The sequence below is a fragment of the Comamonas sp. CMM02 genome (genome assembly GCF_014851485.1).
Taxonomy (GTDB): domain Bacteria; phylum Pseudomonadota; class Gammaproteobacteria; order Burkholderiales; family Burkholderiaceae_C; genus Comamonas; species Comamonas avium.
Map to the genome: position 1 here is coordinate 533,390 of NZ_JACUZW010000003.1, position 12,679 is coordinate 546,068.

A 12,679-nucleotide genomic window follows, 5' to 3' on the forward strand; every position below is an offset into this window, starting at 1 on the left:
ACCTAAAAGCAAGCTGCATGCGGGAATCAGGGGCATGACGGTGACTTGTTTCATCTCCTGTGGCAGATGAACCCAACGGTCATGATTGAGGACGGTTTCAGGCCGTCCAAGACAGGATCGATGGCGGGCGCGACCATGGCTTTCATACGTGAGCATGGCGTGCTCAAGGACGTGTACAAGGAATCTGCAACAACCTCACACCGCACGGCCAAGGGCTTGACGGTCCGTACGAGTAAGGCTCCAGGCTTTGGCCCCGTGGGCATCTTGCGTTACGTGCTGCTGATCACGGTGTTCTTGAAACTGCGCGACATTGGCCAGAAGGTGCTGCCTGCTTATGACGAGTCCTTCATGGAAGTCGCCATGCAGGAAGACCAGGAGCAGGCCTATCGTGAGACGTCTATGAAGCTGGTGACGATTCTCAAGCAGGCGGTGGACATGAAGGACAGCACCTTATTGGGTGTCGTGATGAACGTGCAGCTTGCCTGGCCAGATTGCAGCTCAGAGCGGAAACTGTTCGCCATACACGCACCAAGGCGGTGTTGCTCATGCAACAGGCCATGTTCGAGGAAGGAGAACTCTGTCGCCCAAGGAAGAAAAGCTCATTGAACTGTGCATGCAGGAGAAGGCGCAGCGCCGCAAGGTGCTTGCCTACTCAATCTATTCAGGAACCAGGGACACCACGGCACGGCTTAAAGCCTTGCTGGAGGAACGTGGCTTCAAGATAGGCGTGCTGCGGGCGACCGTGGATGCGTCTAAACGCGAGGACTGGGTGGCCGATCAGGTGGAGCGGGGCATTAACGTGCTCATCACCAATCCTGAGCTGGTTAAAACAGGTCTGGATCTATGTGCCTGAAAGTGGACTGGATGTCCTAAACGATAGTCACGGGAAGAGCATTGAAATGGCCTTGGCCAGGGAATCGCTTTTTTCTTAGAAAAAAAGCCCAAGCATCTTCGGTGCTTGGGCTTTTTATTTTTTAAGCGTTGCCCATAGCTCTAGCAATCTTTGCAACTTAACGAGAGATTCTCACCATCTGAAATGGTGTCATGACCAAAGTCAATTTATTCAAAAAATAATTTTCGTTCAGACCCAAAAATACCTAGTTTCAGTGATGTGCAAGCAAAAGCAAATGCGATGTAATTTTCTGTATCCAAATTTAGTGAGAGTCATGCCCTGTGCGTAGTTAGAGGTAGAAATCACACAACTTTATTAAGCAGAAATTCATATAAACCCTAGATAGTTGAACTGGAAATAGAAAAAATTTGAATACCAATAATTATTCAGAAGGTGATAAATAACCAATTTAAGTAATTCTCAATTTGAAGTATTTCGCTTAAAAAATTTTAAGAAATGTGTTAACTATATTTTCTAACAGCGAAGATATATTGTTGTTTAGGGCAGCTAACATTATTTTTTATAAATATAAAAGCCAATTATTTTTAAAAAATTTCAAAGTGTTCCCCATGCAGTGTATATGCACTGCATTTAATAGCCGCTTAGCTAATGTTTTTAGCGGTAATCACGTTAACTAAAAGGAGGCAACATGCCCAAACTCGTAAAAATCAGTCCTGATCAAGAAAACGCAGTCGCAATATGGGGATTTCACGATCCAATGAGCGTTAGTGACGTTGCAGCTGCCATTAAATCTATAGGAATGAATATGAAAGGAGCAGGTCATACAATTCACATAATGTCTGGAACCCATGGACGCTGCAAAGGTAAAGTAGGTGTCGTAGCGCGAAGAGAAGAAAAATTTGCTGATGAAGATCGCAAACTCGCTAACCCAGTAACTTCCGATGGTCATCCAATCAAGCTCATCGTGCATGATTTCAATACAAATTTACCTGATGCGCCAGATGCTGATACCTCAGTAATGAAGAAACTTAATAGCGATATTCGTAGCTTAGTTCCAAACGATAAGCCACAACTGCATACTTTCATTCTTGCATACTGCTGTAGCGCAGGCAGCTTATAGCATAAATTAAAATTCGCATAATTTATGCGCAAATCTGATCTTATAAAAAACGTATTTGGTATAGGGGAAAAAATGATTAATTCTTTTTCGTCACTCTTTAAGGCAAGTACAGTAGTTCTGTGCTTGATTGTGGGTGCTAATTCGGTATTTGCGTTCACTTCGTCAGAAACAGAAATAAATATTGAAAAACTAGAGGAAAGACGTAAGTCTGCACAAATAATTCAGTATGAATTGGATCAACGAATTAACTATTTAGAAGAGGGAAGAAAAGCAGCAGAGCGTTCAAGTAATGAATTACAAATTCAATTGAGTGACCAAATAAACAAAGAGAAAGAACTCGAAAAAAGTATTGTTGAAACCAATGCAGATATTGGTAAGCAAGATAAAATTATTAGTGAATTAAATGGACGAATAAAAAATACTCAAGAAAAGATAGATGAAACCAAGAGAAGTATTCAGAGATATAAGGACAATGAAGCACGAAGAAAGGCAATGTGCGCTATTCCATTCTACGGTTGGGTGAATTGCACTATCGAAGCAATAAAAGGCTGGGATAGAGAACTGAATAATTTCAATAGTGATCTAAATAACAACAACAATAGCCGCAACATTGCACTGGTCGAAAGAGCGAAGGCTGTCGAGCAGATGAAAAAGCTTCAGAAGGAATATGAATTAACAGCAAATGGGCGAGCAAAGCTTCAGGAAGAAGCGAGTGGAACTGAACAAAAATTAGTAGATTTAAATAAAGAGATCTCCAAAAAAATAGAAGCAAAGCATGCCTACATAGGATCAATGGATGCATTTGATAATGAACTGGCAAAGATTAACGGCATGCCAGAAAACGAGCGCGCTAGTGTTATTTCAAGAAGTGTTATGAGAATGAATGAGCAGTTGGCTATTGAAATGGGTAAGGCTTGCTTGATTTTTATAAGCTCTCACGAGCCTGTTCCCCAGAATATTGCCAATGTATGTACAGCGGCGTGAAAGTAATTTCTAAAAGTATTCGCTGAGACAGATTTATTTATTTTAAATTCAAAGGAAAAAAATGTCCAAAGAAACTAACAACGATCAAATTGCGTTAATTAATAAAATCGACATGACTCTTGAAGAGATGCGTGTCAATACACCATTGACACTGCCATTGGCAAATTCGTCGATCGTTAACTTGAGTGTTAAACGCATAGAAGGTAATTACGACATTACTAACGCCAAGCGTGACACCGACAACGCGATTGATTTACTCTACATTGCATACAACACAACACCTCAAGCAGAAGGGCAAATTCGTGTGCAAATCAGTAGCCTTATGAGTCGCTTAATTGATGCACAGCACAATAGCATGCGGACGATGAACCATGCAATGAACTGCGCACAAAATATCAGTAATTCTTTAAGAGATAATTTTCCAGATTGGCTTGACATTCGTGCACCAGTCGTTGCTGAAGTACATACGGACAAGGATGTCGCGGAAGTCATTGACTTCGTTAAAGTAGACCTTATCCAGCTCGCTGTAAACATTCAGAAAAAAGCAATTGAGGTTCAAAAAGCACTGCAAGCTGTAGAGTCTGAATACGACACAATTATTCTGGATACTGAAAAGATTACAGCTGAAAGCGAAATTAGTTTGAGTAAGCGACTAGATAACGCTGCAGAGATCAAACGACAGATTAATGAAAACAACGCACAACGTGCAAAGATTGAGAGCCTAGTCGAAGATTTGCGCGCTCAAGTAGAGAAATTTGAGAAACAAGCACAAAGTTTTAAAGAACAGGCTGAAAGTGCTGAAGAGCGTGCTTTTATTATGTCCATAGTAAATGTAGCCGCTCAGGTCGTGGCCACAGTTATTCCTGCAGTTGCATTGATGAGCTCAGGAGGTGCCGCGATTGGAGCTGCAGCATGTGCATCCGCAGCCTCAAAGTCAAGTGCTAAGGCCGGAGAGGGAAGTACTGACGAAGCTATCAGTACAGAGAGTGAAATTCATGACAAAAAAGCTGAGCTGGTCAAAGAAAACGATTTAATTAAAAAAAATAATGATGAAATAAAAGAGTTGAAGGTAGCTAAAGATAAAGAAGAAAATAATAATACTAAGGATAAAATTGAAGAAAGAATTGAAAGCCGCAGGCAAGCAAATTTAGATGCAAGTGATCGTATTAAGACTATAACTGAAGGTATTGCTGCATTAGAGGGTCGTCTTGAGAAAATGAGTCAAGCAATCGAAAAGGCTTCTGACAAACTCCAAGGACAGGCCACAAGTTTGCGTGAAATGCAAATGCAAATGTTGGAAAAGTCTGAGCAATACGAAAAAGAAAGGCGTAACCAAAGCGGTGAGCTTGAGAGAATTAAAGTTTTGCTGCAAGGACAGCAGACCGAAGAAGAAACACTTCAGCTGTCGATTGAATCACTTAACATCAGTATCAGCGCATTGAAACGGATGCAGGAAATTGTCCGTGAAATTGCTTTCTTTTTCAAATCATTTGCGGATTTCATGGGGCAGGTTGCTACAAATTCAGAAAATCAACTTGAATATTTTGAGAAAACTGCAAGCAGCACACGACTTCGCTCCAATGCTTTAAAAGCACTTATTAAAAATACTGATTTATTCTTTTTGAGTCAATCATCAGATTGGTATGCGGTTGCTGTAGTTTCTGCAAATTTCAGCAGTTCCTTTTCCGAAGGAGCCTCAAAACTAAATAAACTTAAAGGTGCCTATATAACAGGCGCAGAGCTTAAAGAATACTTTAAGACTGCTAGTTTGCGTTTGACAGAAATTTCTCATCATAGAGAAAAGCAGTCAGACAATAGAATTGCAGTATTGGAAAATTGCAAGGCAGAACTGGAGCTGATGAAAGCTGCGTAAATTATGAGGTGTTTACTTTTTACGTATCAGCGATTAATTTTTTAAAAATGTTAAAAACGTAAACACCTCGTAATTCTCCTCTAGATCAAATGTGTGCTAAATGTTTAACTCAGAATACACTTAATCATATTGGTGTTTATCTATACTTAGAAACATTGTAGTTAAACTCATTTTTTGCATATTGGGTTTATTAGAGAGAAACTATTCGTTTTTTGAAATTTAATTGTTAGGATTTATATGTCTGGAAATTTTGTGATATGGGAAATTTCGGAAAAGGAAGCTGATTTAATCCAAAGCCTTGGAGCAAAGTGGTCGAGTCTTGTACATGGCAAAGGTCAGCCGATGAACGCTAAACAGCCAAATGGACCTTTTTTCCCTGGATGGGACGCAACGTCGGATAAATTAATTACAGAATCAATTAAATCAAGCAAATTGCCAAAACTTCGCGATGATATTCCACCACATAACTATTTGACTTTCAATGCGTTACCCAACGATCTAGAGGCTATTTCGAATTTTGAGAAAAAATTGAGATCAAGCGAAAATGCTTGGATTCATAATATTGTTCTTGTAAAAGATAATCAGGGAGGGTGGGCAGTAAAAGTCCCTAACGACGCGATTAAGGAAGCAATGAATGTAAACCTCATAACAGGAGAAGATAATATTGGCTACAAGAATAAGCCGAAGGCTTTGATTGAAGCTCTAAAGATAGGAGGTGTCAGCCTAGAGATCTATAAAATTAGTGGACGAAAAATCGGAGATCATCGCGAAAATATTAACACCAATACTAAAAGAAATGCTGCGAACTGGATTATCGCATCAGAATTTAAGTAAACAATAATCTTACTGGATACAAATCCCCAATGATAGAAATCTTGGGGATTTTTATTAAAAGCTTGTAATTGAATTGGATTTCTTAAACGGCGCGTCAGCATAAAAGATGGAGCAAGCGACCATTGCAATTCAAACTGAATCACCGCATGAACGTGCTTGCCGCGTGGGTTCAGGGCTGGATCTGCCACATAGAGTTCAAACCGTGCGTCAACGGTCAGTTGTCGCTGCGAATGTTAAGAAGTGGTTCAAAGGCCTTACGGGGCAATTTTTTGAGCTCTTGAATAAATATACAATGTATATTATGTTAAATACATTGTGCGCTTGATTCAACTGACTTGGGTGCGCCATCATTCTTTGACACTGAACATGGCCTCAATCGGCACTCCCAACGACAAGCTTGGCCATGTTTTTTGGAATCCACCACAGTGCGTAATCCATAACTTGTGGGCATCACCCCTGTCATACCCTGCAGACTCTTGCATCAAGGGGACCTCCAACCGTTTTGCAGCCAGTCATTAAAAAAACCCCTGCCCGTTTGCACCGGCAAGGGTTTGTTCTTTCAGCTCAGGCGCAACGTTTAGTAGGCCCAGCGCACTTTGACATTCACGGCGTTGTCACGCGTGCCGCTGCCGTATTCTCCCTGGTAGCCCAGCTCCAGCGCCGCGCGGCGGCTCAGCTCCATTTGAGCCTGCAGGCCCAGCAGTGCCGTGTTGCGTGCCAGTGGTGCGCCAGTTACGGTAAAGCTGTTGCTGCCTTCAAACGCCAAGGTGGCGGTTTGCTTGACACCGCCCCACGCATGGCGCCAGCCCACCGTGCCTTTGAGGCGTACATCCTTGCCTGCCAGCTTGATGTCACTGTGGGCCCGCACGCCCAGCGTTGTGCTGGTGGTGGTGTCGTTGCGGCTCTCGCCGCGCAAGGCAGCAAAACCGCCGCTTTCCTGAAAACTGCCCACGCGCTGCTGGCTGATGTTGATGCCTGCAAATGGCTCCAGCCCCTGCTTGCTGTACTGGCCCATGGCGTAGCCCACTTCACCAAACAGTTGCAAGGTGCTGGCGTTGTACTTGGCTTTGAGGTTCTGGCTCAAGGCCGCTACGCTGCGCTGGCTGTCAATGCGGTGGTGGGTATAAGCCAGACCACCCATGACGTTCACGCGGTTTGCCCCATGGCTAAAGCCTTTGCCTGTGTAGACCGATGCGCTGTAGCTCTTGGTGTCTGCCGATGCATCACGGCTTTTTACCTTGGCGTCCGCCGTGGTAAAGCCCAAAGAGCCCCCCACGCGCCAGCCGCTGCTGCCCACTTCTTCGTCAGCCCCTATAAACAGGCCGTACACGTTTTGCGTGAGCTTGGCGGCGTTGCCATCACCATTGAGGCTCTGGCGGTGGCCCACCACTTCTGCCCACGCAGGCAAGGCTTTAGAGGTTGGCCAGGCCGATGCGGGCAAAGTGCCGCCAGACTGGGCAATTGCTGCACCGGGGCGGTAGCCCGCTGTCAGGTTGCTGTGCATGCGCTGGGTACCCAGACCAGAAGCGCGGGCGCTGAGGCTTTGCAAGCCAGACTGCCAGTTGGTGTGCGGGTCACCCGAGAGCGCGGCAAATGCCCCCGGCGCACCGGCTGCACTCAACCCTTGCACATATCTGTACACCCCATGGGTGTTCGACATGCCTGCCACCGCATTGGCTGCCGCAGCTTGATTGCCCGTTTGCGCCAAATCTGCAAATGCAACGTTATTGCGCTCCAGCGTCAATGTCACTTCTTTGATGTCATGGTGCAAATCAGCCTTTAAGTACGCAAAGTCAGAACTCGCAGATGTAAACTTTCCGCTGATCACGTTTGCCGTCAAGATGGTGTAGGTCTTGCCCACCTCAAAGTCAGTGGCTGGGTTTGCTGCATTGCCTACATGCAGGACTTTGCCATCCAGATTGGCTGTGCCGGTGACTACCAGTTTGCTTGCGGTGGTGGTCAGTGGATCTACCCGCACCTGCAAAGTGGAAGTAGCATTGAAAGTCATGTCGCCGTTAATGGTCAGCGTCATATCCAAGGGGCTATTGGTATTGACCTGCCCCGGCGCTATGGTGCTGCCAGCCTGCGTGGTGACGCTGCCAACAACAGTGCCACTTCCCCCCAGCGTGCCTTTGTTATTGAATGTGCTGCCCGAGTCTAGCTGCAAAGTGCCATTGTTGATCAGCGTGCCTCCAAACTCGTTGTTCAGCGTGCCGAAGTTTTTCAGCGTGCCGCCGTTGTCCAGCGTGCCGCTGTTGGTCAGAGTGAAGCTAGTGTTGTTGGTAAACACGCCCCCACTTTGGACTATGAGGAAACTGTGAGTATCGATATTCCCGCCATCGTAGGATTCAACTACGACAACGTTCCCGATCTCGCCAGGCAACACAACAATTGGGCCTGCTGATGCCTCCTGCGCAGCAGCACATGCCAACATGACAGCCAAGACCAAGGCTGCGGGCTGCCAGCGCGAACAGCATGCCGCACCACCCTCAAAACCTGTAGCCGTATTGGCAGGCGCCCCCTGCACGCGGCGCTTACGCCCCCTGCCAGCGGCTGCGCTTGCAGTTTCGGGTGCAGCTACCCAGCAGCCCAGCGAAGCATTCCAGATAGATTGGTAAATATGGTTCATCGCAATGTTGCCCCAGCGCTTATGTGTCTTATTGCTTTGATTCAAGGAATGCTTTACGCACCGTTGAATGCCTCAAGAAAGCCAAAAACTTTAACGACACGCACAATACTTGCCAATCCCTGAAACTAGGTATTTTTAGACTCATCGCGCATGACGCATACGGTTTTTGCTATAAGCTTTATATTAAAAATAGAATAATCAACGCCAAGCTGCTGCACTACGGCGTAACAACTTTCACTGGCCACTCTGCACTGCAGGGTCGATAAGAGAACTAGAGTTGCGGCTGGCTTCTTCATAGCCAGCTCATGACCTAGATTTGACCTGCTAGATAAGTTCTATGGTTTCTGCTGACTAAATGTAGTGGGGGTTGAATGCAAACCGCTGGTTAATTTGGGATGCGAATCGGTGGAGTTTTTGTTGAGCGAACGCCTGTTGGATTTGCTGCGAATACTCAGGCAGCCGGGGTAATCAGTCGCAAATTTCCATGCTGTGAACAATGCACGGATTCATTTCACGATAGATGTGCTGCTCAGACGGCAGATTCAGCAGATGCAAAAGCAGACTGACAGCCTGCAAACCGAGCTGAACAAGAGCACAACCGGAGCTGCAAACAGTCCGGTTTTTGAGGTTCACTCATCTTTGTAGCCGGCATCAAAAGCCCGGCGTGCGCGGATGTACACATTGGCACAATCCATAGTACTGGGGTCATTTCTACAAGCTGCAGAAGGCTTGAATTCACGCTCCCAAGCAGCCTCTTTTTTCCGCTCAAGCACCCCTGTGTAGTCACTACTGGTCAATCCCAACTGGCGTCTAACATCAAAATCACTGGTAGTTATCGGCTTTGTCACAGCCTTGCTTTGACCAGGAGCCATATTCAGCAACATCGATTTAGCTTGCTCACCAATTTCGATATAAGCGAAGTAGATGGCAGCAAACATTGCTAATGTCCAAAAGCATCGCCAAAGCAGCCTTGTTAACACGCTTGGACGACGGCCACGTGAACGTTGAAAACCGTGATTAAGCTCATCCTCCAACCAGTGATCTGGATCGCGCGCCATGTATCCCCCACTCTTATTTGATGTGGCGATGATAGGTAGACCACAAAGGAAAGAGCAAGCCAAGAAAGCGACAGAGCCGCGATCGCCAAACTTGAAATCAGCTTTCGTGCGTGTAAATTATTTTGGTCTACGCATGCTTCAACACACCTTCAGCGCATGCTGGGTCGATTGCTTTCAGAAGATGGTAGCTTGCGCCTTAACCTTGTCGGCTGGGGCAAAAGACTTACGGCATCACCATTGACAGCAGGCGCTGAATATCCGTCTTGCATGCTTCATATGCGCGCTTGTCGATGTTGGTATAGAGATCAACCAGCTCCTGCCCGAAGTCTGTGAGGATGGAGCCGCCTCCGTTGGCACCGCCCTTGGCCGTGGCAATGACAGGCGCTTTCAGCGTTCTGTTCATTTCATCAATCAGCAGCCATGCCCGGCGGTAAGACATTCCCTGCAACTTGGCTGCTGCGCTGATTGAGCGGCATTCGTCCACTGCCAGCAGCAGTGCGATTTTCCCCGGGCCCACGGGGATGGAATCACCCTTGAGTACGCGCGTTCTGAAACGCAGCTTTACCGGTGCACTGTCGTGGCTGTCCGGTAAGGCATCTGTAGGGGAGCTTTGCGCAGGGGCGCTTGCGTTCACCGCTGTGGGTTCGGGCATATCTGTTGTGTCATTTGGATGCGTTCAAAGCTTCACTTTAAGCGTTCTTTGGTGCATTTCAGATTGCGCGGTGACTTTCGTTATATTCCTGTGTATATTTCGCTTGTCCATTTATCAGTGCAAGGATCTACATGTCCGCCCCTCCTTTCAGACTTAATGCAAGTGGTTTGGCAACGCTGCAAGCTGCGACATCTGCAGGAGCGCTGGGCTTTGACTTGGAACTTTGCTGTGACAGCAGCGGCCATACTCTGACGGAGCACACGCCTCAGACGCGCACCAAGCTGCATCAGCTAGATCCGCACTTGCATTGCTCTGTGATTGGAACGTGCCTGCACCCCAACGATCTGCGTAAATTAATGCTTCGCCACGGTGCAACCGAGCAGATGAGCGATCTTGATGTTCACCATCTGGCAGTCCATATGGCCATGGAGCGTGGAGATGCAAGCAAAGCCATTCAAAAAGCGCTGGATCAAAAACACGCCGGTGCACTCAAGCAGTTCTCGGCCGCGAAAGATGAGCGCGCACTTGAAACAGCCTGGCGTGCAGCGTGGAGTCATGGCGACATCGCTGGGGGCTATTGGGCGCTTCTGACGCACAAAGCGGTGACCTCAACGCTGCTGCAACTGGCGTATGGTGAGGTACATATGCTCTCTCACCTGATGGCATCAGCCAATAGAGATGATCTCAAGCGCTTTGTGGCCTTGGAGAAAGAAAACTCCTCGCTGCGCGAGCGCCTTGAGCGCAGGCAGGCCAGGCATGAAGAAGTGCTGCGCGAAAGAGACCAGGTGCTCACACAGGAGCAAGCGCGTATCCTTCATCTGGAGGCGCGTGTGAGCCAGATGCAAGAAACTACAGCAAGCCGTGGATCTGAAGCTTCTGCCTCCGAGCTGGTTGCCTTGCATACCACCCGCCGGGAAAAAGCTGAACGGTCTGCTGAAAAAGCCTGGCAAGAGGTGCAGCGACTGCAAGAGCATGCCGCAAAGGTTGAGCTGCACATGAACGATCTGGCCGAAGAGCTGCATGCCGCAGAACACGAGCTGCAACGCTTAAGCGCCAATGCCGCACAAGATGGAGCTCTCAGGTCGCAGCAAAAGACACTACAGGACCGCACCATTCTTTACGTGGGAGGACGACCAAGCTCTACGCCTTCAATTCGAGACTTTGTGCAGCAGCGTGGCGGTGAGTTTCTTCACCATGACGGAGGCTTAGAAACGCGCAAAGCTCTTTTGACCGCACTGCTGCCGCGTGCGCACCTGGTGGTTTTTCCGGTCGATTGTGTGGACCATGACTCCGTCACCAATCTCAAGCGTTTGTGTGAACGACACATGGTTCCCTTCATGCCCCTGCGCACTGCCAGTCTGGCCAGTTTTGCAAGATCACTGCAGCGCGAAGCCGATACACGGGTGGTGCCCCGCCCTTCGCACTTCTGTTTGCGCCATGGCTAGGCTTGAAGTTGTCACTGCACGGCAACGCAAAGTGTCCTGCAGCAGGTTTGCCTACTTTATTTAAACAGGCAAGCCCAGCTGTGCTGGCCGTAATGCTCTGGCAACACCCACCAGTCAAGGCATTGATGGGGCGTTTTATTTCCGGGGCATGCGCAGGGAGCGCTGAGACAAAGCACGGCGCTGCAATGAACGGCTGGTGCGCAGCTTGTCTGCAGGCAGCTCCTGAACGGTGACCGCCTGCCCGCTTGCAGCTTGCGTCTTCAGCTCCAGCAACTTCTTCATCTCGGCCACACGCTCGTTGGCCACATCCAGCGCTTGCTGCAGATTCAGCTGGCCTGCGCGAGCGCCCAGCAGTTCTTCTTCGCTGTGCAGATAACGTGCGTGCAGGTCTTCGTAGCGGGCTGCGGCACTGCGTTCTGCATCAATTTGCAGCTTTTTGGCCTTTTCCGTTTCTTGGCGGCTGCGGTCCAGGTCGGCCAGCATGCGGCGTTCATTGCCTGCAAATTGTTCTGCCAGACGCTGGCGCTCCTGCATGGCGGCATCCAGCTCGCGGGAGTGCTGATCGCGCAAAGCTTCCTGGGCTTTGCGCTGCTCCTGGCTCTCCTGGCGCAGTTTCTCCAGCCCTTGGTCGCGCTCAGTCAGTTGCTGCTGCATCTCATCGAGGCGGCGCGATAAATCTTCTCGCTGCGCGTGCGCCAGCGCCAGCGCGGCATCCATCGCACTTTTTTGCTGCAGCAAGCCCTCTTCTCTTTGCTGCAGTTTGGCCTGCAGCAACTCCAGTCTGGCTTGCGCAGCGGCAGCCGCCTGCTCGCGCTCTTGAAGCGATTGCTCTGCCGCTTCTTGCGCATGCTGCAGCGCGCTGCCCCATAAAGACTGCGCAGCCTCCAGCACCTCATCGGGCACGGAATTGCGCAGTGTCTGCGTTTGCTGATTCAGGCCCAGGCGCGAGCCCAAAGTGCTGAACCAGGCGTCCAGCATGGGAGCCACGGTGTTGGGCGAGCCTCTGCCCATGTGCATGCGCACTTTTTCGATGGTGGGTTTCTGCCCTTCGGCCAGCAGCGCGTCTGCGGCGGCCCAGACATCGGCTTCTTGAATGCCACGCGGCGTTTTGGTTGCTATGGATTGCATAGGAATTAGATTACCATCGATAAGAGATTGTTATCGCGAGTTGTTAAATATTATTATATAACAACATACATAGCACGTAGTGTTTAATACGTAACATAGAAAA

At 48.2% G+C, this 12,679-nt stretch carries 9 protein-coding genes and 2 pseudogenes; 6 read left to right on the forward strand and 5 right to left on the reverse strand.

Annotation, left to right across the window (positions count from 1 at the left end; genetic code table 11):
* Positions 1–30: 30 nt before the first annotated feature.
* The 5 genes and pseudogenes from IB213_RS11980 to IB213_RS12000 form a co-directional block, all read left to right on the forward strand.
* Positions 31–844 (forward strand): annotated as a pseudogene (locus IB213_RS11980) (helicase); the annotation flags it as partial.
* Positions 845–1,541: 697 nt separating this feature from the next.
* Positions 1,542–1,973, forward strand: coding sequence for a hypothetical protein (locus IB213_RS11985; RefSeq protein WP_192406729.1), 432 nt, complete (start codon positions 1,542–1,544; stop codon positions 1,971–1,973).
* 24 nt (positions 1,974–1,997) lie between these two features.
* Positions 1,998–2,957: a hypothetical protein gene (locus IB213_RS11990; protein WP_192406731.1), complete on the forward strand. Its 960-nt coding sequence runs from the start codon at positions 1,998–2,000 to the stop codon at positions 2,955–2,957.
* 61 nt (positions 2,958–3,018) lie between these two features.
* Positions 3,019–4,830 carry a tyrosyl-tRNA deacylase gene (locus tag IB213_RS11995; RefSeq protein WP_192406733.1) on the forward strand — a complete coding sequence of 604 codons (1,812 nt, stop codon included), beginning with the start codon at positions 3,019–3,021 and terminating at the stop codon, positions 4,828–4,830.
* Positions 4,831–5,067: 237 nt separating this feature from the next.
* On the forward strand, positions 5,068–5,664 hold the full coding sequence (locus tag IB213_RS12000; protein ID WP_192406735.1) for a hypothetical protein: 597 nt from the start codon (positions 5,068–5,070) through the stop codon (positions 5,662–5,664).
* A 577-nt stretch (positions 5,665–6,241) separates the two neighbouring features.
* Here IB213_RS12000 and IB213_RS12005 read toward each other — a convergent pair.
* The 4 genes and pseudogenes from IB213_RS12005 to IB213_RS12020 all read right to left on the reverse strand — a co-directional run bounded on the left by IB213_RS12005 (position 6,242) and on the right by IB213_RS12020 (position 10,003).
* Positions 6,242–7,954, reverse strand: a complete 1,713-nt coding sequence (locus IB213_RS12005; RefSeq protein ID WP_192407203.1) for an autotransporter outer membrane beta-barrel domain-containing protein — start codon at positions 7,952–7,954, stop codon at positions 6,242–6,244.
* A 216-nt stretch (positions 7,955–8,170) separates the two neighbouring features.
* Positions 8,171–8,293: pseudogene (locus tag IB213_RS18425) on the reverse strand (ESPR-type extended signal peptide-containing protein); the annotation flags it as partial.
* A gap of 629 nt (positions 8,294–8,922) precedes the next feature.
* Positions 8,923–9,351 carry a hypothetical protein gene (locus tag IB213_RS12015; protein WP_192406737.1) on the reverse strand — a complete coding sequence of 143 codons (429 nt, stop codon included), beginning with the start codon at positions 9,349–9,351 and terminating at the stop codon, positions 8,923–8,925.
* A 223-nt stretch (positions 9,352–9,574) separates the two neighbouring features.
* Positions 9,575–10,003, reverse strand: coding sequence for a winged helix-turn-helix domain-containing protein (locus IB213_RS12020; RefSeq protein WP_192406739.1), 429 nt, complete (start codon positions 10,001–10,003; stop codon positions 9,575–9,577).
* A gap of 383 nt (positions 10,004–10,386) precedes the next feature.
* On the opposite strand from IB213_RS12020, the gene IB213_RS12025 reads away from it, so the two are divergent.
* Positions 10,387–11,448, forward strand: a complete 1,062-nt coding sequence (locus tag IB213_RS12025) for a DUF2325 domain-containing protein (RefSeq protein ID WP_192406741.1) — start codon at positions 10,387–10,389, stop codon at positions 11,446–11,448.
* Positions 11,449–11,583: 135 nt separating this feature from the next.
* Here the strand turns inward: IB213_RS12025 and IB213_RS12030 are convergent, their stop codons facing one another.
* The gene (locus IB213_RS12030; RefSeq protein WP_192406743.1) at positions 11,584–12,576 is read right to left on the reverse strand and encodes a DNA-binding protein; all 993 of its coding nucleotides are present in this window, start codon (positions 12,574–12,576) and stop codon (positions 11,584–11,586) included.
* Between the last annotated feature and the right edge of the window lie 103 nt (positions 12,577–12,679).